This window comes from Sphingobacterium sp. JB170, assembly GCF_900163865.1.
GTDB lineage: Bacteria > Bacteroidota > Bacteroidia > Sphingobacteriales > Sphingobacteriaceae > Sphingobacterium.
The window spans coordinates 67,166-88,727 of sequence record NZ_FUKU01000042.1 but is presented as its reverse complement, the minus strand read 5'-3'; the positions used below and the strand labels follow the sequence as shown (position 1 = coordinate 88,727).

19 protein-coding genes are annotated in these 21,562 nt (G+C 42.7%); 8 read left to right on the top strand and 11 right to left on the bottom strand.

Going from position 1 to position 21,562, the window contains the following annotated elements; all coding sequences use genetic code 11:
* Positions 1–43 precede the first annotated feature (43 nt).
* Positions 44–3,040 carry a protein translocase subunit SecDF gene (gene secDF, locus FM107_RS12505; RefSeq protein WP_086948843.1) on the bottom strand — a complete coding sequence of 999 codons (2,997 nt, stop codon included), beginning with the start codon at positions 3,038–3,040 and terminating at the stop codon, positions 44–46.
* 227 nt (positions 3,041–3,267) lie between these two features.
* A complete protein-coding gene (locus FM107_RS12500; protein ID WP_086948842.1) occupies positions 3,268–3,747 on the bottom strand; it encodes a hypothetical protein in 480 nt (159 codons plus the stop codon).
* A gap of 203 nt (positions 3,748–3,950) precedes the next feature.
* Between FM107_RS12500 and guaB the strand changes: the two genes are divergently transcribed.
* Positions 3,951–5,426, top strand: a complete 1,476-nt coding sequence (gene guaB / locus FM107_RS12495; RefSeq protein ID WP_086948841.1) for an IMP dehydrogenase — start codon at positions 3,951–3,953, stop codon at positions 5,424–5,426.
* 88 nt (positions 5,427–5,514) lie between these two features.
* On the top strand, positions 5,515–5,652 hold the full coding sequence (locus FM107_RS12490) for a 30S ribosomal protein THX (RefSeq protein ID WP_086948840.1): 138 nt from the start codon (positions 5,515–5,517) through the stop codon (positions 5,650–5,652).
* Positions 5,653–5,797: 145 nt separating this feature from the next.
* On the opposite strand, the gene FM107_RS12485 is transcribed toward FM107_RS12490, so the two are convergent.
* The 4 genes from FM107_RS12485 to FM107_RS12470 form a co-directional block, all read right to left on the bottom strand.
* On the bottom strand, positions 5,798–6,091 hold the full coding sequence (locus FM107_RS12485) for a hypothetical protein (protein ID WP_086948839.1): 294 nt from the start codon (positions 6,089–6,091) through the stop codon (positions 5,798–5,800).
* 208 nt (positions 6,092–6,299) lie between these two features.
* A complete protein-coding gene (locus tag FM107_RS12480; RefSeq protein WP_086948838.1) occupies positions 6,300–7,502 on the bottom strand; it encodes a pyridoxal phosphate-dependent aminotransferase in 1,203 nt (400 codons plus the stop codon).
* A gap of 204 nt (positions 7,503–7,706) precedes the next feature.
* Positions 7,707–8,084 (bottom strand): DUF1573 domain-containing protein, encoded by a 378-nt coding sequence (locus FM107_RS12475; protein ID WP_306298656.1) that lies wholly within the window; start codon positions 8,082–8,084, stop codon positions 7,707–7,709.
* Positions 8,085–8,194: 110 nt separating this feature from the next.
* Positions 8,195–9,157, bottom strand: coding sequence for an SIS domain-containing protein (locus FM107_RS12470; protein WP_373408000.1), 963 nt, complete (start codon positions 9,155–9,157; stop codon positions 8,195–8,197).
* Positions 9,158–9,256: 99 nt separating this feature from the next.
* Between FM107_RS12470 and recQ the strand changes: the two genes are divergently transcribed.
* The 6 genes from recQ to FM107_RS12440 all read left to right on the top strand — a co-directional run bounded on the left by recQ (position 9,257) and on the right by FM107_RS12440 (position 15,683).
* Positions 9,257–11,446, top strand: coding sequence for a DNA helicase RecQ (gene recQ / locus FM107_RS12465; RefSeq protein ID WP_086948836.1), 2,190 nt, complete (start codon positions 9,257–9,259; stop codon positions 11,444–11,446).
* A gap of 13 nt (positions 11,447–11,459) precedes the next feature.
* Positions 11,460–12,275, top strand: a complete 816-nt coding sequence (gene kdsA, locus FM107_RS12460) for a 3-deoxy-8-phosphooctulonate synthase (protein ID WP_086948835.1) — start codon at positions 11,460–11,462, stop codon at positions 12,273–12,275.
* 176 nt (positions 12,276–12,451) lie between these two features.
* The gene (locus FM107_RS12455; protein WP_086948834.1) at positions 12,452–13,006 is read left to right on the top strand and encodes a YeeE/YedE family protein; all 555 of its coding nucleotides are present in this window, start codon (positions 12,452–12,454) and stop codon (positions 13,004–13,006) included.
* Positions 13,003–13,413: a DUF6691 family protein gene (locus FM107_RS12450; RefSeq protein WP_086948833.1), complete on the top strand. Its 411-nt coding sequence runs from the start codon at positions 13,003–13,005 to the stop codon at positions 13,411–13,413. Before FM107_RS12455 ends, FM107_RS12450 begins: the two co-directional genes overlap by 4 nt.
* A gap of 30 nt (positions 13,414–13,443) precedes the next feature.
* Positions 13,444–14,244, top strand: coding sequence for a sulfite exporter TauE/SafE family protein (locus FM107_RS12445; RefSeq protein WP_086948832.1), 801 nt, complete (start codon positions 13,444–13,446; stop codon positions 14,242–14,244).
* Positions 14,245–14,300: 56 nt separating this feature from the next.
* Positions 14,301–15,683 (top strand): rhodanese-like domain-containing protein, encoded by a 1,383-nt coding sequence (locus FM107_RS12440; protein ID WP_086948831.1) that lies wholly within the window; start codon positions 14,301–14,303, stop codon positions 15,681–15,683.
* Positions 15,684–15,724: 41 nt separating this feature from the next.
* On the opposite strand, the gene FM107_RS12435 is transcribed toward FM107_RS12440, so the two are convergent.
* The 5 genes from FM107_RS12435 to FM107_RS12415 all read right to left on the bottom strand — a co-directional run bounded on the left by FM107_RS12435 (position 15,725) and on the right by FM107_RS12415 (position 21,211).
* Complete coding sequence (locus tag FM107_RS12435) at positions 15,725–16,627, bottom strand: serine hydrolase (RefSeq protein ID WP_086948830.1); 903 nt, start codon at positions 16,625–16,627, stop codon at positions 15,725–15,727.
* Between the two features lie 74 nt (positions 16,628–16,701).
* The gene (locus tag FM107_RS12430) at positions 16,702–18,180 is read right to left on the bottom strand and encodes an amino acid permease (protein WP_086948858.1); all 1,479 of its coding nucleotides are present in this window, start codon (positions 18,178–18,180) and stop codon (positions 16,702–16,704) included.
* 31 nt (positions 18,181–18,211) lie between these two features.
* Positions 18,212–18,895, bottom strand: coding sequence for a hypothetical protein (locus tag FM107_RS12425; RefSeq protein WP_086948829.1), 684 nt, complete (start codon positions 18,893–18,895; stop codon positions 18,212–18,214).
* A gap of 8 nt (positions 18,896–18,903) precedes the next feature.
* On the bottom strand, positions 18,904–20,793 hold the full coding sequence (locus FM107_RS12420; protein ID WP_256959508.1) for a M1 family metallopeptidase: 1,890 nt from the start codon (positions 20,791–20,793) through the stop codon (positions 18,904–18,906).
* A gap of 70 nt (positions 20,794–20,863) precedes the next feature.
* On the bottom strand, positions 20,864–21,211 hold the full coding sequence (locus FM107_RS12415) for an ArsC family reductase (RefSeq protein ID WP_179204475.1): 348 nt from the start codon (positions 21,209–21,211) through the stop codon (positions 20,864–20,866).
* Positions 21,212–21,562 lie beyond the last annotated feature (351 nt).

The following is a 21,562-nucleotide window of genomic DNA, read 5'->3' as shown; positions in this document are numbered from 1 at the left end:
ACCATTCGGTAGAGACCCTTCTTTATTTTTACTGTGTGAAAACTTACGGCATCACTACTTTAGGTTTTATCGCTTTTTCCTCGTCGAAATTTCCTTTTTTACCTAGGTCGTACACTGCTGGTGCAGCTAAGAAAATCGACGAATAGGTTGCTACAATGATACCCATTAAGATAGCGAAGGAGAATCCGCGGATCACCTCCCCACCAAAGACGAATAACACAACCAGTACGAATATAATCGTTAGAGAAGTGATGATCGTACGACTCAGCGTCGTATTGATCGAGTGGTTTACCACTTCTCCGAATCCAACTTTTTTATTACGAGGTCCCGATAGATTCTCACGAATTCTGTCGAATACAACTACTGTATCATTTACCGAGTAACCAAGCACCGTTAGGATCGCGGCGACGAAATGCTGGTCGATGTCTAGCGAGAAAGGTACGATACCATCTAGCAGGGAGAATACACCCAATAGAATGATTGCATCATGAACCGTAGCAATTGCAGCACCCGCAGAGTATTGCCATTTGCGGAATCTTACTAATATATAGATAGCGATGATAATAAGCGCGAACGCAGCTGACCAAATGGCTCTATTTTTAATATCTGAGGCAATACTCGGACCCACTTTTTGTGAAGAAAGTATCTCGTGGTTGTTTCCACTGATTTTCGAAAGACCCTCGTTTAATTTTGCCAATACTTCTTTGTCTGCAGCATCGTCCGTGTCTTCCACACGGTAGGTAGAAGTAACTCGGATTTGGTTTTCACTACCGAATGTTTTCACCTCTGTTGTTGAGTTAAATGCTTCGTCTAAGTATTGACGAACCTCTTCCACATTCACGGGTTGTTCGTAACGAACAGTGTACGTACGTCCTCCTTTGAAGTCAACACCGAGGGTGAATCCTTTCGTCAAGATGGATGCAAAAAAAATGACCACTAAGATACCTGATAAAATGTAAAATACTTTACGTTTTTTGATAAACTGGAAGTTCGCGTTTAGTAACGTATTGGCCGACCACGGGAAAGCAACAGTGATTTTCATGTCTTTGCTTAACATGAATTCGAAAATCAAACGAGATATGAATATAGACGTAAATAATGAGGTAATAATACCGATCATTAACGTTGTAGCAAATCCCAAAATTGGACCACTACCGAAGAAAAATAATACTAGACCGACAAGAAATGTCGTAATCTGTGAATCTAAAATTGAAGGCATCGCGTGTTTGTAACCGTCTGCGATAGCCTGACGAATACTCTTACCTTCGCGCATTTCTTCCCGTATACGTTCGTAAATTAGTACGTTCGCATCCACGGCCGTACCCATGGTGAGCACAATACCGGCGATGCCTGGCAGAGTCAGTACAGCCCCCATCGAGGCTAAAATACCCATTAAGAAGAATACGTTGAAAAGTACAGCGATATTTGCCGTGACACCTGCACGGTTGTAATAAGTAATCATAAAAATCATCACCACTACAAAACCGATAACGGCAGAGTTAACACCGGCATCAATAGCGGCCTGACCTAAGGATGGACCTACGATCGCTTCTTCGACGATTTTTGCAGTCGTCGGAAGACGACCAGCTTTTAGCACGTTTGCTAAATCTTTCGTGTCTTCGATTGTAAAGTTTCCTGAAATTTGAGAATTTCCGTTAGGTATTTCTTCGTTAACAGAAGGTGCGGAATACACAACGCCATCTAGTACAATTGCGATAGCTTCTCTATTTTGAGCAGCATCCGCCGTAATTTTTCGCCATTGACGGGAGCCCTCGGTATTCATTTCCATGGAAACAACAGGATTGTTCTGTTGGTCAAAATCGTCACGAGCATTCGTGATAACATCGCCAGTTAATATAGCACCACCTTCGGTTCCCGCTGTTTTAATTGCATATAATGAAATATAGTTTGGCGTGTTTTGTTCGGGTTTAACCGCCCATAATAATTGCAGGTTGCTTGGAATTGTAGCCTTAACGTCAGGACGGTTTAAGAAGCTATTAACCTTTGCTGTGTCTTTTAATAAAGATATACCTACCATTGGGCCTGGCGCTAGGGAAGGCTGGCCATTTTCCCCCATACCTGTTGATGGGTTCAAGATCGCGAATAATGGATTACTAGCTGCAAGCTCCGAATCAATCGCACTTGAGTCTGTTGAATCTTTGGTTCCTGCGCCAAGATTAGCGAGTAAATTATCGTCACTTGCTGTCGAATCTTTAGCGACCGAGTCAACTTTTGCTACTGCATCAGTTTTATTCGCTTCAGGTTTTGTTGTCGACGCTAGAATGCCATTTATATTTTCTAACAGGGGATATATTTGGAAGTTATCGTGCGTTTGATAGAATTCTAGTTTCGCCGACCCTTGTAGTAGTTTACGAACGCGCTCCTCATCGTTAACACCAGGAAGCTCTACTAAGATACGATTTGTACCTTGTTGAATCTGAATGTTAGGCGAGGCGACACCGAATTTGTCAATACGTGTGCGTATTACTTTGTACGAGTTTTGAATAGCATTATCTGCTTCTCTATTGAGGAAGCTTTTGACATCATTGTCTGAGCTTGAATTGTTAATTAACGATGCATTATCTTGCGTGGCAAAGAATGAAGCCAGGGATGCTGTCGCACCGGAGGCTTGGTATTCATTCACGAAAAGATCGACCAGACCGGTATTAGTCGTTCTGGCTTTTTTAACAGCGGCATCCAATGCAGCATTGAATTTTTCATCTTTTGGGTTGCTCGCAAGGTTGCGCACAAGTTCATCCAATGAAATCTCCATGGTTACGTTCATCCCACCTTTTAGGTCAAGACCTAAAGCGAGCTCGTATGATTTCGCTTCACGATAGGTGAACTTCGCTATTCCCAAATTGTAAACTTCTTCACCTGCCATTGAATCCAAATACGCTTTTTCAAGAGCCATATCGCCCTTCGCATATGCGGCAGCATCTCGTTCTACCTTTCGTGAAACAAACGTGAATGATAATGAGTAGAGGCATGCTATTGATACCGCTATCACCATAAATTTAATCAGCCCTTTACTCTGCATTTTCTGTTATTCGTGAATTTATTCGTTATAGTTATATAATCTTACGTCCAATTTAGCTTTATAATACGTAGCCAAGATTCGCAAAGTTATAAAAATTTTGTAGAAACAGAAGTTATTTGAAATTATATACACGTGAATAAACGGAATAGAAATTTTCCGTTTATAGCTATAAAAAAAAGGTCCATACGGATACCGTATAGACCTAAACATGTGTTTTTTATCGTTGCTTAGTTAAGCGTAAATTTGAAGCCGAGCGAAAAACGTGAAGGCTCAAAATCCGTTTCATGGGATAAGTTCCACCAAGGTTTCCAGTCGAAGTGGAACGCTAAAGGTGCAGATGGAATTTTATATTCGATACCTGCAGCCGGGCGGATTGCAAAAAATGTTTCGTCTCTTGGACCGTAATCAACGAAGCTAATTTGAGGTCCGACCCCCACATACCAACCTAGGCCGTTAGTGCCCTGGAATTGTTGGTTGTACGAATAGTCCGCGCCAATAGTTATGATGTTATCCCCAAATAATACTTGGGCGTTTCCCGCGTTAGCACCTCCAAAAGAGTGTTTAATTTGCGGACCAACAAGTGTTTCACCGTCTCCTAAATCAACACCTAAACCGATTGCTGTATTATACGGAGTTTGCGCTTTAGCTTCTTGAATACCAACAGCGATAAAAGACGCAGCTAAGAGAGATAAGAATACTTTTTTCATGTCTAAATATAATAATAGTTTTGCTTTATCGATTTTCGATAAAGAGCTCGATAGGCTAATACGAGCAAATATGTTGCCAAAGTTTTAAAACCCTATTTTTCATCACAATGTCATTTGGATATAAAAGCATTTATTTTTTTTGATTAATTCTAAAAATAGCGTAGTTTTGCCTGGCAAATAGAAACTCCAAAGATATTTGCCATATGGAACTAGATCCACAAAAATTCGTAGCTGAAGGTCTTACCTACGACGATGTTTTATTAATACCTGCTTATTCCGAAAGTTTACCTCGTGACGTGGATACAAGTACCTATCTTACAAAAAAGATTAAGTTAAATATCCCATTGGTCTCGGCCGCGATGGATACGGTTACCGGTGCTGATTTAGCTATTGCGATCGCGCAAGCTGGGGGGATTGGCATGTTGCACAAAAACATGACTATTGCACAACAGGCCGCCGAAATACGTAAGGTAAAGCGTTCGGAAAGTGGAATGATTCAAGATCCGGTTACCCTACAAGTTGAGGCTACCGTAGGTGATGCATTCAAAATTATGAAAGATCATAAAATTGGTGGTATCCCGATTATCGACGAAACAGGTAAGCTTGTGGGGATCGTTACTAATCGTGATCTCCGTTTTCAGAAAGACATGAAAAGACCAATTCAGGATTTGATGACAAAAGACAATTTAGTTGTTGCTCCCGAAGGAACGGATCTCATTCAGGCAGAGGAATTATTGCAAAATGAAAAGATTGAGAAATTACCTGTCGTCGATAAGGATGGTTTTCTAAAGGGATTAATTACCTTCAAAGACATACAAAAGTATAAGCATTATCCAAACGCCGCTAAAGATAGTCATGGTCGTTTGCTGGTGGGTGGCGCGGTTGGAGTTACAGCAGATACGTTAGAACGCATCACCGCATTAGTAAATGCGGGAGTTGATGTGGTGACTATTGATACTGCACATGGGCACTCCAAGGGTGTAATCGAGAAACTAAAAGAGGTTAAATTAGCATTTCCTAATTTACAGGTCATTGTCGGTAATATCGCGACGGGTGCCGCCGCAAAAGCATTAGCTGAAGCTGGGGCAGATGCAGTTAAAGTTGGTATTGGGCCCGGATCAATATGTACAACTCGTATCATAGCGGGAGTAGGGGTGCCGCAACTATACGCAGTGTACGAGGTTGCTAAAGCGCTCAAAGATACCGGTGTTCCTGTGATCGCGGACGGCGGGATTAAGCAAACTGGGGATATCGCCAAAGCGATTGCTGCTGGTGCCGATACGATTATGGCAGGTTCTTTATTCGCTGGCGTCGAGGAGGCGCCTGGCGAAACGATAATTTATGAGGGAAGGAAGTTTAAGTCATACCGTGGAATGGGGTCATTGGAAGCGATGGAACAAGGTTCGAAAGACCGTTACTTCCAAGATGTAGAAGATGATATTAAAAAATTAGTACCCGAGGGTATTGTCGGGCGTGTTCCTTATAAAGGAACTTTGGCAGAGGTGGTGTATCAATATATCGGTGGTTTACGCGCTTCGATGGGTTACTGTGGAGCACCTACAATTGATCGTTTGAAACAGGCGCAGTTTGTACGTATTACGGGAGCGGGGTTACGCGAGTCACATCCGCATAATATCTCGGTTACCAAAGAAGCTCCGAATTACAATAGTCGAGGTTAGTTATTAAACGGTCTGCGACTTGATATACTGGCGCATTTTTCTTAAATTGCTTTTTCACTAAAACAAAAATTCACTAAAATAAAAAACTATGGGCAAAGGCGATAAAAAAACTCGAAAAGGTAAAATAATAAAGGGGTCTTATGGCAAAAAAAGACCAAGAACATTACCGAAGAGAAAATCAGAGTCGACTGTGAAAGAGGAAGCGGTAAAAGAGGAAGCTAAATAGTAGTAATCGTAAGAATCAAGTTGAAAAATATAATACAAAGAGTAGGACATAATGTCCTACTCTTTGTATTATAAAGCGAATTTGAAATCTCTCCATTTCATGCGAATTCGCTGGTTACATTTTGAACGCTTTCGGATAAATTAGCCTATTTCAGGTTGTTTATATCTTGCTGTTCACGGAGTTGATCAACCTTGTTTTTGTTGCCGAAATCGTCGGTTTTTTCTTGAAATGATTCTAATATTAGCCTGATCGCGTCTGCATTGTCTGCTGTCCTTTGGTAGATATCAGGTATCGTCTTTTCGATGGTTGCATCACCAAGTTCGATGTTGTCAACTTCGATTTTACCAATTTTCTCTAAAACTGCCTGCTGGCTATTTCTGACATCTTCGAGTTCTCTGGCAATCTTCGCCATCAAATCAAATTTCTTAAGTTTATCCATAGTCGTTCTATCGTTTTAGTACACTATTTATAACGATTGAATGTAGAAATTGTTTTTTGAATGTGTCATGTACGCGAAAAAGCCCCTGCACGGAGGGGCTTAATTCCATCTATTCGTTACGAATAAAACGTGTTGAAGCATTATTCGATCTTCAGCCGTTAATCCGTTCCGCTTTCGAGAAGTGAATCAAAGAATTAGCGCGTATTGCTTACTGACCGGTATTTCCAGGGTATATCGTTAGCGCTTTTTCTAAGCAGATCAGTGCACTTTTTAAATCTTGTTGATTCAGTACATAAGCGAGTCGTACTTCGTTTGTGCCTGCGCCTGGCGTGCTGTAAAATCCGGTGGCAGGCGCCATCATGACCGTCTGGTTTTGAAAAGAAAAATCTTCCAACATCCATTGGCAAAATTTATCTGCATTATCTATGGGAAGTTGAGCAACAACGTAAAAGGCTCCACCAGGGTTTGGGCAGTATATACCAGGGATCGCATTTAAACCATTAACGAGCATGTCGCGGCGTGCAGTGTATTCTTTTGATACGGCCTGAAAATAGCTGTCTGGCGTATCGACTGCCGCCTCGCCTGCAATTTGTCCTTCTAGCGAAGGGCTTAATCGCGCCTGTGCAAATTTTAGTGCCGTACCGTATAGCTCTTTGTTTTTGGTGATCAAGCACCCTATTCGAGCACCGCATGCCGAGTAGCGTTTTGACACGGTATCAAGGACAATGACATTTTGCTCGAGTCCGGGGAGGTGCATCGGAGAAATAAATTCTCGGCCGTCATAGCAAAACTCACGGTACGCCTCGTCGGAGAGAAGGTATAGGTCATGTTTAAGACATAAATCTTTAAGCGCCGTTAATTCTTGTTTTGAATAAAGGTAACCTGTAGGGTTATTTGGGTTACAAATTGCGATTGCTTTTGTCTTTGAGGTGATGAGTTTTTCAAATTCGCTGATTGCCGGCAGCGCAAAGCCCGTTTCGATACTCGAAATGATTGGTTTGACCACCACGTCGGCGCTGCAAGCAAAGCCGTTGTAATTGGCGTAGAACGGTTCGGGGATGATTATTTCATCACCAGGATTCATGCAGGCCTGCATCGCAATGGTGATTGCTTCTGAGCCCCCATTGGTTACAAGGATATTCTCCGGGTCAATATTGTAATTTAATTTATTGTAATATTCCGTTAATTTATTTCTGTACGAGGCAGTCCCTTCTGATGGAGTATAAGCCCATACTTTAAAATCGATGTTTTTAAGTGCGTTAAGCATAGTCTCAGGCGTCTCAATGTCGGGCTGACCGATATTCAGGTGGTATATTTTTTTGCCATCTTCCTTCGCTTTATCAGCAAACGGAGTTAGCTTCCTAATCGGCGATGCTGGCATCGCTACGCCTCTTTCTGATATTTTTGGCATCTTCATTTGTATTTAGAATTCTTTTGCAAAATTAGCAAAAAGAATAAGATCTGAGCGAGTGAAATACGCGAAGTCAGTAAAACTACTGATCGCCTATGGCCGCGCACGATATCGTCATGGCGTTCCGGTACGATTACAATATGACGGAAACCAAACAAGGCCATCGATTGCGATGGCCTTGTTTGTACAGCGATTATTAAGATATTATTGTACGTTACCTTTTACGGTTAACGTTTTGACAGGTGTCTTCGTGTTGGATTTAACAGTGAACTGTTTTGTGAAAGGACCTTTTGCTGCCGCATTGTACGTTACAGTAATGGTTCCCGACTCTCCTGGTTTAATAGGCGTTTTTGTGAATTCCGCTACCGAACATCCGCACGAGGGTTTTACTTCGCTAATGATGATGGGTGCATCTCCATTGTTGGCAAATTTAAAGTCAAAAGAAGCCGGTTGGTTTTGTGGAATGCTGCCAAAATCATGCGTTTCCTTTTCAAACTTAAACTCCCCTATAGCTACTGTCATCGCAGTGAAGCTAACTACCGCGATAAATGCCATCAAAATTCCTAATGTTTTCTTCATCATATTTATTTTAATATGTGTATTACAATCAAATTATACGCCAAAAGTACTACATATAACAGCGTTTATATCTTTTTCGCTCTAATTATATGAAAATATTACAGTAATTTGTCTTAAATGATCCCTTCTTTTAGAAGGTCTTGTAAGTGGATGATGCCGTGATAGTGATTGTCTTGCATGACCACTAGTTGGGAGATATTATTCTCACGCATCTTATGCAACGCATCGACAGCTAGGGCCTCGCGTTCAATTGTTTTTGGTGCTTTTGACATGATGTCTTGGGCCCGTAATGAGCTGAGATCTTCATGTTTTTCGAGCATCCGGCGAACGTCGCCATCGGTAATTATCCCAATCACTTGAGCATCTTTAATCACGGCCGTGGCACCTAATCTGTGTTTGGTAATGGTAATAATTAAGTCTCTTATTTTTGCATCAAAACTGACCTCTGGCTTGCCGTTGCTGTCGGAGAGGTTCTTCACTTTTAAATATAACTGTTTACCAAGCGCTCCTCCGGGATGGTATTTTGCGAAATCTTGATCGGAGAATTGGCGACATGTTTGGAGTGACACGGCGATCGCATCGCCCATGGCCAGCTGCGCGGTGGTGCTTGTTGTGGGGGCTAAATTATTAGGACATGCCTCGCGGGCTACGGTAGTGTTTAGGATAAAGTCCGCATTTTGCGCAAGGAATGAATTTAAGTTGCCAACAAGCGCTACCAGCACATTTCCTTTTTGCTTTAAAAAGGGAACAAGAACTTTAATTTCGGGCGTGTTTCCACTTTTTGATAATGCAATTACAAAGTCGTCGTCTTGGATGATACCGAGGTCGCCATGAATGGCATCAGCCGCGTGCATAAAAATGGCGGGTGTTCCTGTGGAGTTGAATGTAGCGACGATCTTTTGTGCAATGATGGCGCTTTTTCCAATTCCGGTAACGATCACTCTACCTTTGAGTGCGAGGATATGTTCGACAACCTGAACAAAATCGTAGTCAATTAGTTGCGTTAGATTTTGGACTGCATTCGCTTCGAGCTCCAATGTTTCAATCGCCGTCTTTTTAATATCGATGTTGTGTATCACAGAAATAATGTCTATTTTTATATTAGAATACTGCAAAAGTAAGTTTTTAAAACTCAAAAGAGTAACAGGTCCATCTAATTTTTTGCCCTACAATCAATGGAAATAGAAAAGTCATTATTTGACAATCTACAAGAATTTTTCGGCTTTGATAACTTTAAAGGTGATCAAGAAGCAATTATTACGAACATCCTAGGAGGGAAAGATACATTCGTTATAATGCCAACAGGTGGCGGTAAATCAATATGTTATCAGTTGCCGGCGTTAATGAGCGAGGGCACTGCGATTGTCATTTCACCGCTCATCGCGCTAATGAAAAATCAAGTAGACCAACTTCGTGCCTTTGGTGGTAATGAGAGTATAGCACATTTCCTCAATTCGTCTCTTAATAAGGGAGAGATTGCGAAAGTCAAGCAAGATGTCTCAGCGGGTAAAACGAAACTATTATATGTTGCACCTGAATCATTAGCTAAGGAAGAAAATACGCAGTTTTTAAAACAAATTAGAGTTTCTTTTGTCGCCGTCGACGAGGCACATTGTATCTCTGAGTGGGGACATGATTTTCGCCCCGAGTACCGAAAGATCAGGCAGGTGATCAATGGGATTGGGGATAATATACCAATTATAGCCCTCACCGCGACAGCGACTCCGAAAGTGCAGTCTGATATCCGTAAGAATTTACAAATGACTGACGCGCGGTTATTCAAGTCATCTTTTAACCGTTCCAACCTATATTATGAAGTTAGAACAAAGAAGGATGTAGTCAAGGAAATCGTGAAGTTTATTCGGCAAAACGCTGGAAAAACGGGGATTATTTACTGCCTTAGTCGTAAAAAAGTAGAGGAAATCGCCGAAGTGTTGAATATCAATGGCATCAAGGCGTTGCCTTATCATGCTGGTTTGGACGCAAAAACACGTGCGGACACACAAGATAAATTTTTGATGGAAGATGTGGAGGTTATCGTTGCAACGATAGCCTTTGGAATGGGGATCGATAAACCCGATGTTCGGTACGTTATCCATCACGATATTCCCAAATCTATGGAAGGGTACTATCAGGAAACTGGTCGTGCAGGAAGAGACGGTGGCGAGGGGAATTGTTTAGCTTTTTATTCGGAGAAAGACGTTGAAAAGCTGACGAAATTTATGAAGGATAAACCTGTCTCGGAGCGGGAAATTGGAACACAAATTCTGAAAGAGGTTATCGATTATTCGGAATCTTCGGTGTGCCGCAGAAAGCAAATTTTACATTATTTTGGTGAACAGTTCGATGAAATGGGCTGCAACAATATGTGTGATAATTGCCGATCAAAGAAGACGTATTTTGACGCGGAAGAATCGATCCTTCAAGTACTAAACTTCATTAAAGAGCAAGGGCATAAATTTGATGACAATCACCTAATTAACGTCTTTATCGGTCAAAATAACCAACCTATTTCCTCGTATAAGCACGATCAGCATTCTTTGTTCGGCTCGGGAAAGCATTTGGGAGTGAATTATTGGAATTCACTGATTCGTCAGGCCGTGCTTGCTGATTTCATTAAGAAAGATATTGACCATTACGGTTTGTTATTTTTAACCGAAAGTGGAAAGAAATACTTAGCAAACCCCTATCCGATTAAGTTTATTCTTAATAATCCGATGGAGAAAGCCACTGATGAGCGCTCGGATGTGCTGTCACATGGATCGAATGCGGTGGACGCAGGTTTACTTAAAATGCTGAAAGATCTGCGTAAGAAAATTGCGAAGCAAAAAACGTTACCGCCTTTCGTCATTTTTCAGGACCCATCCCTTGAGGAGATGTGCACGCATTACCCGGTTACAATGGATGAGTTGAAGCAGATTCAAGGGGTTGGTGGAGGAAAGGCCGTGAAATTTGGTAGTTCCTTCGTAGAGTTGATAAAACAATATGTTTCCGATAACGATATTGATCGTCCGCAGGATATGGTGGTCAAGAGCACCGCAAATAAATCGGCATTAAAAGTCTCGATTATACAAAATATAGATCGGAAAATCGGACTCGACGACATCGCCTTATCGAAAGGTATAAGCTACGAAAATTTGCTAAAAGAAGTGGAATCGATTGTGAATTCCGGTACAAAGCTTAACATTGGTTATTTTGTCGATGAAATGATTGATAGTGATCGTCAGGAGGAAGTTTATGATTACTTCCGGGCGGCTGAAGTAGACTCCATTAAGGAGGCTTTAAATGAGTTGGGGGAGGAGGATTACACCTTTGAAGATATCCAACTTATGCGTATCAAATTCATGTCGGAATTAGGGAATTAAACACAAACAACATATGATTCATACCTATTTGCCCAATATTAAAAACGGCGACTCTTCGCAGTTTTTTCTTATGGCAGGACCCTGTGCAATTGAGGGGGAAGACATTGCTCTGCATATTGCCGAGCGTATTGTAAAAATTACAGACAAATATAATATCCCATACATTTTTAAAGGTTCTTACCGTAAAGCAAATAGATCACGAGTAGACTCCTTTACGGGTATAGGGGATGAAGAGGCATTGAAAATCTTAGAAAAAGTTGGTCGTACCTTTGGCGTTCCAACCGTGACAGACATACATGAGAGCCATGAGGCGGCGATGGCAGCGGCTTATGTGGACGTTTTACAGATACCAGCGTTTCTATGTAGACAAACCGACCTTTTGGTTGCCGCTGCGCAAACAGGTAAGGTGGTAAATATTAAAAAGGGACAATTTCTTTCTGCGGGATCGATGCAGTTTGCGGTTGATAAAGTGAAAGACTGTGGCAATGATAAAGTTTTCTTAACTGACCGAGGAAACACTTTTGGGTATCAAGATCTCATCGTTGACTTTAGAGGTCTGCCCGAAATGCGTGCCTTTGGTGTGCCAACGGTTATGGATTGTACCCATTCGCTGCAGCAGCCAAACCAATCCTCTGGGGTTACCGGCGGCAAGCCCGAACTGATTGAAACGATCGCCAAGGCGGCAATTGCCGTAGGCGCGGACGGACTGTTTATCGAAACACACCCGGATCCGGCAAATGCCAAATCAGATGGCGCTAATATGCTCCATTTAGATTTATTGGAAGAGCTGATCGCAAAGTTGGTACGCGTTAGAGAAGCAATTATTTAACCGCAAGGTGTGTTGGAAATACGGAGGTCTAGACATAACAATCTAGGCTTTTTTTTGTGGGCTGACAGCGCTGGCGCAAAGGGCTTATTTTCAGCGGATTTTTCTATACATCTTAATAAATGTTCTTTCTACTGTAGATTATAATATATTTTTGTATAAATCTAAATAAAGAAAATATGGATTGGTTATTTGCACCGTGGCCTTGGTATGTCGGAGGAGGCGTTGTCGGCTTAGTGATGGTTTGTTTGATGTGGATGGGGAATACCTTTGGTTTTTCTTCTAATTTTCGCACGATTTGTTCGGCACTTGGGGCGGGGCAGACGTGTAGTTTTTTTGACTACGACTGGAAATCGCAGCGATGGAATTTGCTGTTTCTTGTCGGAACCGTGGCAGGTGGATTTCTAGCGGCACAAATATTTCCCAATCAGCATATGCCTGATATCTCATCGACCACCGTTGAACGGTTAAACTTGTTGGGTATTACCAGTGTAGGAGAGAGCTATTATCCCACCGAACTTTTTGAATCCTGGTCATTTAAAGATGTTTCCTTATTGATTTTCGGGGGGCTGCTCGTTGGTTTTGGAACGCGCTATGCCGGCGGCTGTACCTCGGGGCATGCGATTTCGGGATTGAGCGATCTACAGTTGCCTTCGTTGATTGCCGTTATTGGGTTTTTCTTCGGCGGGTTATTCATGGTACACGTATTATTTCCACTTATTTTTAGCCTATGAGAACGCTAATATATTTAGGGCTAGGCCTAATTTTTGGAGTAGCAATGTACAAAGGAGAAGCTGCTTCATGGTTTCGAATTTTCGAAATGTTTAATTTTGATTCCTTCCATATGTATGGGTTTATAGCGAGCGCACTGCTTGTCGGGTTACCTGCCACGCAGTGGTTAAAACGCCGAGGAAGGGATATTGATGGCAAGCCGATTTATATTGCTCCTAAGCGGCGCTCGATTGCTCGATACCTATTTGGGGGTATATTATTTGGATTGGGTTGGGCACTTGTTGGCGCCTGTCCCGCACCTATATTTGTGTTGATCGGCGCAGGCGTGAAGGCTATGCTTGTTGTTGCGATCTCGGCGGTACTGGGAACTTATTTGTATGGACTTTTGCGCAATAAATTATTGCATTGAAATAGACCAAGGTAGATCGATATCGCGGATATGATGATTTTGGGATTTATATTAGCACTGCTGGTCGGCGTAACTTTGGGTTTGGTTGGGAGTGGCGGTACGATACTTACTGTACCGATCATGGTGTACGCTTTGGAGGTAGATCCTGTTCTTGCGACAACATATTCTCTGTTCGCAATAGGGGTCACTTCGTTAGTTGGATCGATCCGTGGAGTCTATAATAAGGAGGTAGATTTTAATAAGATTTCTTTGTTTGGTCTTCCATCACTGTTGATGGTTTTTGTTACACGCAGCTATATTCTACCGCTCGTGCCGGAGATAATAGTTATCGGTCGATGGGAATTTATGCAAGATCTGGTTCTGATGATGTTATTTGCATGTGTGATGCTAGTGGCGGGCTTGGTTACTATTCGGGGCGCAAACGTAAAAACCGGACAGGTTGTTTTACCGGGAAATGTAAAAACTAGCATGTTGGTCGTACAGGGACTTATTGTGGGGCTGGTCACGGGCGTAGTTGGTGCTGGTGGTGGTTTTCTTATTATCCCTGCGCTGATAAACTTTAACGGAATGTCAATGAAGCGAGCCGTTTCAACCTCACTGGTTATTATTTCTATAAATTCATTTTTTGGTATATTGGGCGATGTCGAGAAATTCCCCACATTCGACTGGTCAATTCTTATCGGCTACACAAGCTTAGCAATAATCGGAATTTTTGTTGGCTTCAAGCTGAGTATTGTAGTATCCGGGACTAAATTGCGCACGGGGTTCGGCGTTCTTTTATTATTCGTCGCGATGTATATTATCCTGCGGGAATTATATTTGGGGCATTAAAAGTATGCAGGTTGGCCTGCACTTATCAATTGATTTTTACACGTAATTCATTTTATATGTTTTTTCAAAATGTATACGATCAAAATCTTGCTCAGGCAAGTTATTTTCTGGGCTGCAAGGACAAAAAGCAAGCTATTGTGATCGATCCGCAGCGGGACATATCATACTACTTAGAGATAGCCAAGCAGCAAAACCTAACGATTACCCACGTTGTGGAAACACATATCCATGCTGATTTTTTGGCAGGAACGCCGGAGCTGGCTGCCGAAACTGGTGCTCAAATATATCTTTCGGCTGAGGGCGGTACGCGTTGGCAATATGAGTATTCACATAATGGCCTTCGCCAGGGCGATTTCATCAAGGTTGGAAATTTAAGTTTGGAGGTCATGCATACCCCAGGACATACACCCGAAAGTATTAGTCTGTTACTGCGCGATCACCCCGCGAGCGATGAACCCGTGATGATTTTCACGGGTGACTTCGTGTTTGTGGGCGACGTGGGCCGGCCCGATTTATTGGAAGAGGCCGCCGGCATTCAAAATAGTAAACATCAGAGCGCACGGAAGCTCTTCGAATCGCTGAAGAAGTTTACCGCTTTGCCAGATTTTGTTCAAGTGTGGCCGGGACACGGAGCCGGTTCAGCATGTGGTAAAGCTTTAGGAGGCGTACCCAGTAGTACGGTTGGTTATGAAAAATTACGTAACTGGGCGCTGCAATACGGGGATGATGTAGAAGGGTTTACCAATGAACTGCTAGCGGGGCAGCCAGAAGTACCAACGTATTTCTCACGGATGAAAATTTGGAATAAGCAGAACCGCCCGTTGTACGCTGCGCCGAATGAGTTACACCAGTATACGATCGAGCAGCTCGAAGGACGCACCGACATTGTTTTGCTCGATTCGCGTGATAAGACCGAGTATGCAGCTGGTCACATAGGCAACTCGATCAACATCCAGAATAAAAAAAGTATGGTAAATTGGGCCGGTTGGATGCTGGATTATAGTAAACAGATTGTCGTTATTGCGCCCGTTGAACAGCAGCAAGAGATTGTCCGCAAGTTATCGCTGATCGGTATGGATAATGTCGTGGGGTTTGTTTCCGATATTTCGGGCGCATCATTAATCCGTACAGAGCTGGTGGATGATGTGAAGGTAGCCAACTTAAAAGATGAGCCGGACGTTGTTTTGATGGACGTGCGCAATGCCAGCGAATATCACCGTTCACATATTCCGGGGGCCGAGCATTTTTTCGTCGGTCATTTACCCAAAATGGAACGTCTGCGGACTATAGCCGATAAAACGTTTATTATCCAATGTCAATCGGGTGACCGCGCGTCGATCGCTTACTCGTATTTAGAATCTATAGGGTTTAAAAATTTGAAGTTGTATATGGGGAGTTTTGTCGATTGGGAGAGTAAGGGAAGAACTGTTACAAACTAACAGTGCTACCTCTTTCTGATTCCTTGCCTTAAGAACGCGCGTTAATTCACGGGCGCATAAGGTGTGAATTCGTGCTTAGGCTCAAAGTAGTTCCAAAGTAGCTTGGCTATTTTGCGTGTCAGTACTTCTGCTTCGTTGTCCGGCGTCCAGCTTTGATCTTTATTATTCTTGGTTAATATGGAGAATACAAAATCTCCAGAAGGCGCATGAACAAAAACGACCTCACCACGGGACTCGTTTACCGATCCGGTTTTCGATGCGGTGGCAATTTCTGCCGGGATTTGTGAAAGTGATCGCTCGTTGTAGAATTGGTTTTTCAAATAGCGATACATTTTGTCTGAGAGTCGGTTATCGTATACCTTTTTAAACCGAATTTTAGCCAGAAGCGTTGCGATTTCTTTCGGTGTTGTTTGTCCCCAACCGTATTGGTTCCAGTCATCCTCTCTTCCGGCTGTTTTCGAATTTACGCGCGTATTTTTGAGACCAAGTTCGTCCATTATTCGATTTATATTTTGACCACCTCCGGCAAGTTCTTGACACCATATCGAAGCGACATTGTCGCTGTAGGAAAGCATTAATGATACTATTGTTGATAAATCTGTACGTGCGCTGTCTTTGAAAAATTGCATCAGACCAGATCCGCCATATTCGCGTTTAGCATCATAAATGTATGAATTGGAGAGGTTCAAGCTTCCGTCGTTTATCTTGTCAAATACGCCAACCAGAATAGGTATTTTAACAATACTGGCCGTTGGAAATATTCTGTCAGCCTGTATTTCTACCGTAATATCCTTTTTAAAGTTTTCGACATATATTCCGATCTCACCGTCAAATGAGGCGATTTCTTGCTCAATAATTTTCGTCAGTTTTTTGTCGTTCTTTTGTGCTTGCACGAGATTTGAAATTAAGGAGATATTCAAAATTAGTAATAGTACTTTTCTCATGAGTAAGTCAATGTAAATGTTAGAAAGATTCCGTTAGCATAAGCCCGCATTACCTGCTGCATCTACGCCGTAAATTATGATTTTTTACCCGCTTCTGATTCACGCAGCTTACTGTGTTTCTTGCCGTAAAAGAAATAAATTACTAAGCCTAATAATAACCATCCAGCGAGACGCTCCCAGCTCTCCACTGGCAGTGATGCCATGAGTATCCCACAGACGAGAATCCCCAGAATAGGCACCAAGGGTACAAATGGTGTTTTAAACGGACGCTCAAGCTCGGGCGAGGTTTTACGCAACACAAGTATTCCCAGACACACCAAAGCAAAAGCGAAAAGCGTCCCAATGCTTACCATATGACCTAAATCAGAAATAGGTACGAAGCCTGCAAATAGGGAAACGAAAATCATGAATATAAAATTCGTTTTCCAGGGCGTGCGGTTTTTGGATAGGTCAGAAAAAATCTTGGGTAAGAGACCATCTTTGCTCATGGAGTAAAATACACGGCTTTGCCCCAAAAGCATGACTAAGATTACCGATGTGTATCCGGCGATGATGGTGAGCGTTAAAGCGGTATTTAAGAACGTATATCCGGTCTTGGCAAAAGCTGTAGAGACCGGTTTTGCGTTGTCTTTAAACAAGGTGTAATGCTCTAAGCCGGTTAACACATAAGCGAATAACACGTAAAGGATAGTACATATAATCAAAGAGCCGATAATACCAATAGGCATCGTTCTTTTGGGATCTTTCGCTTCTTGCGCTGCCGTACTGACGGCATCAAATCCAATGAATGCAAAAAATAATACGCCCGCGGCACGCAGTATGCCGCTGATCCCGAATTCCCCGAAGTGTTGCCCTGTGAGAAATGCCCATAGGCCAAGCTCACCACTTTTGACCATTTCTTCTGCCGGGTTATCGGGTATAAACGGGGTGTGATTTGCTGGGTCAATAAACCTCCAGCCAAGTGCGATAAAAATAAGTACGACCGTCACTTTTAAAATAACGAGTAGGTTATTCACGGTCGTTGATTCTTTCGTTCCGCGCATCAATAATACCGAGAGTAAGCATACGATCACTATCGCCGGCAAATTGACCATGCCGCCCTCCCAAGGCCCTTTTAAAAACTGTTCGGGAATTGACACATTGAAAGTGGACAGTAGTTCGTTGAAATACTGCGACCAGCTTACGGCGACCGTAGCACTGGCAAGGGCGTATTCTAAAACCAAATCCCATCCAATGATCCACGCTATAAATTCGCCCATGGTCGCGTAGGAGTAGGTGTATGCGCTTCCTGCAACGGGAATCATCGAGGCAAATTCTGCATAGCAAAGACCTGCGAAAGAACAGGCTACGGCCGCAATTATAAAAGAGAGTAAAACTGCGGGCCCCGCATTTTCCGCCGCGGCAATCCCCGTTAGCGAGAACAGGCCCGCGCCCACTATCGCACCGACTCCTAATGCTACGAGTCCCGTCGCCGAAAGCGTTCGTTTGAGCGTGTGCTCTCCGGTTTCTTTTGCTTCTTCGATGATTTGCGGGATTGACTTCTTATATAGCATCATGTCGGGGGATTTTTATGAAATATTTGGTTTATAGTTTCTTAAATTTCGAATAGGAATCCAGAACGTAAATGCGCATATCTTCGGCCGAAGCCGTCTCAATGAACTTAAGCTCTGGCCGATATCGGTCACGAAATAAAGGTAGTTCCTCCGCGCTGATAGGAATGATGCTACGGATAAGCTTTTCGGAAAATAACCGGTCTACTTTTCTGTTTTGCTGTTCGGTGATTAGCACATTGAGATTTCCTCGGGCTTGTTTGCTTTTGCGTCCAAACAGACGCGAAGGCGACACACGTAATCCACCGCGATTCTGTGAGGCCTCGACAACCTTACCTTCGTTTCTTGCCGTCGCGATTTCCGCGGCTAGACGGCTATCGGTAAGTCGGGTGACTAGTACTTCATCGATAACGATATTATTGTTATCACGGACAAGGTAGACCCGTTGAATACCGTGTTCATACACAAATACGGTATCCGTTTGATATCCAGTCTGACTAAAAGTTAGCAGGTCGTTAAGTGCCCCGTCAATAAGAAATTCACCATCTCTATTTGAGGTTACTTCATTGTTAGTTCGTAGATTCTTTACGATCACATCTTGTAAGCGTTCGCTACTATTTAACTCATGAACAATACCTTTTAGCTGCTGCGCGTTGATACTGGTGAGCGAGCAGATAAGTACTATCGTGAGTATGCTTATCTTTTTTAAATATTCCATATACGCTTTTAATTTCGAGGCCAAACATTATTATCTGAATTTATGTCTGGGTAGACATGATCAGGGTCGATGACCACTTTGGAAAGTTTCTCCGTTGATTCGAGCTTGAAGCGCCAAGACGTGTTGCGCTGCCACACTTCTACCGGGAGTTTTTTCCGGATTTTCTTTCCCGATTCGGTTGTTGCTTCGATCACTACGGGTAGCGCAAGCTTCTGTAAATTGTCGACCGTGATTAAAGCGCCATCGTTTGGATTCAAATTGACATACTCAACGCTTGCAAGACTTTGGTCTAATGTCCAGTTGTTTTGAAACCACCCGCGCCAAAACCAAGCTAAGTTTTCACCGGTTTCATTTTCTATAGTGCGGAAAAAGTCATCCGGGGTGGGGTGCTTGTACGCCCAATTCTCGACGTAGGCTCTGAACGCTTTATCGAATCGCTCGGCACCGATTATTTCATCACGCAACAAACGTAAACCAAAAGAAGGTTTGTAATATGCTAGTACACCAATATTACGCTCTCGCATTCCCGCTGGCGCCGACATAATCGGTTCCAAATTTGGGTTGGCAAGCGCTTTAGAAATCGCATTTTTGTTTCCAAAGGTTTTGTTATACTCGCCTTTATTGAACGCTTCTGTTGATATATCATTTATAAAGCTGTTAAACCCTTCGTCCATCCACGCATGTAGCCTTTCATTACTTCCGACGATCATCGGGAACCAGTTGTGACCAAATTCATGATCGGTAACACCCCATAAGCTGCCTGCTTTGGCTTTGTGGCCGCAGAAAGATAGCCCCGGATACTCCATTCCACCAACATTCGAGGCAACATTAACCGCGACCGGGTAGGGGTATTCATACCATTTTTCGCTATAGTGCTCAATTGACGCTTTGGTATATTCCGTTGAACGTTCCCAAGCGTTCCCCCCATTACTTTCGACGGGATATGCCGATAGGGCGAGTGATTTGGTGCCGCTGGGGTTATTTATTTTTGCACCGTCGATAATAAATGCCGGGGAACTTGCCCAGGCAAAATCATGCGCATTGTCCAGTTTATATTTCCAGGTAAGCGTTTTGCCGGACGGACGCGAATTTTTGTCATTCACCTCTTGCGCAGATCGAATGATAACCGTTTTATCACTCTCGGAGGCATTTTTGTATCGTGAAAGCTGTTCTTTAGTCCAAACGTCTTGAGGGTTTTGCAACTCACCTCCTGCGACAACGATGTGATTTGCTGGTGCTGTTATTTCTACCTGATAATTTCCAAATTCAAGATAGAATTCGCCGGGACCGGTGTACGGATCTGTGTTCCAACCTAATACGTCGTCAAATACGCATACGCGTGGATACCACTGCGCAATACTGTATATTTTACCATTTTGGGTGTCTAATATTCCGGTACGGTCTGCACCGTATTCCGGTATTGCGTAGTCGAAATTAATTTTAATGTCTACCGTGCTTCCTCCAGGTTTTAGTGGAGTTGGAAGCTCGATACGCATTCGGGTGTCGTTCACAATATACTCCGCATCACGATCATCACCTAGGGTTACTTTGCTCAGTGAGAACCCGCCGTCGAAATCGGATCCCGCTGTGCCATATCGGCTATCTTCCAGCGGGACGGTTGCCTGACCACGCGAATCCTCATTGAATAGATTTTGATCAAGTTGCAACCAAATAAACTTTAATTCTTCGGGACTGTTATTCGTGTATTTGATGGACACCGATCCTGAGACGCGATCGGACTGATCATCGAGCGATACCTTTAGAATGTAGTCAGCGGCATTTTGCCAATAGGATGGTCCGGGTTTGCCCGAGGCACTTCGGTAAGCGTTTCCATTTTTTGTGTAAAATATAGGATCAAAAGTCTCGGTGTAATTGTAGGCGCTTTGTGTTTGTGCCACCGCTGCTTGGGATAATAAAAGGCAGCTAGAAATCGCAGAGTAAATTATTTGTCTTAGCATGTTATGATGATTATCTGAGTGTTTTACTGTATTCTTGTTCGTCAAAGCCTAATAATATTCCTTTTGGGTATTCAATTACAGGTCTTTTTATCATACTGTTGTTAAACAAAAGAATATCGTTAGCTGAAGTAGCATCTCGAACGGAAGCCTGCTGTTCAGGGCTAAGCTTCCTCCAGGTTGTTCCCTTTTTATTAACAAGCAATTCCCAAGATATTTTATTTTCCCATTCTTGTAATTTTTCTCTGCTTACAGGCTCCTTTTTGTAATCATGAAAATGGTATTGGATGTCATTTTCTTCAAGCCATGTAAATGCCTTTTTCATCGTGTTGCAGTTTTTTATGCCATATACGTGTATCATAATTTTATCGTTATGTTCTTATTCGTTCGGCGCGGTCAGCGGACTGCATTTAATATGGTGTGCAGCATACCTCGCGCGGTACAGTGTTCGTTTTTTTTTTTGGCAACCTTGTGTCTTTGATTACCCAGATGTAGTCCATTTATAGAACTAATTGTAAATATACATTTTTTTTCAAAAGACAAGTAAAAAATGGGGTGTGGAGCTCTTTAACCTACCTGCGGAATGTCTCCCGTTATTCGGTGTTCCGAGCGGAATTTGGAGAGTAAATATGGAGTAATAATGTGTATTTTTTACACTAAGTGTTTTCTGTAATCAAAAAAATATCATTACCTTTAGTGACACAATATAAAA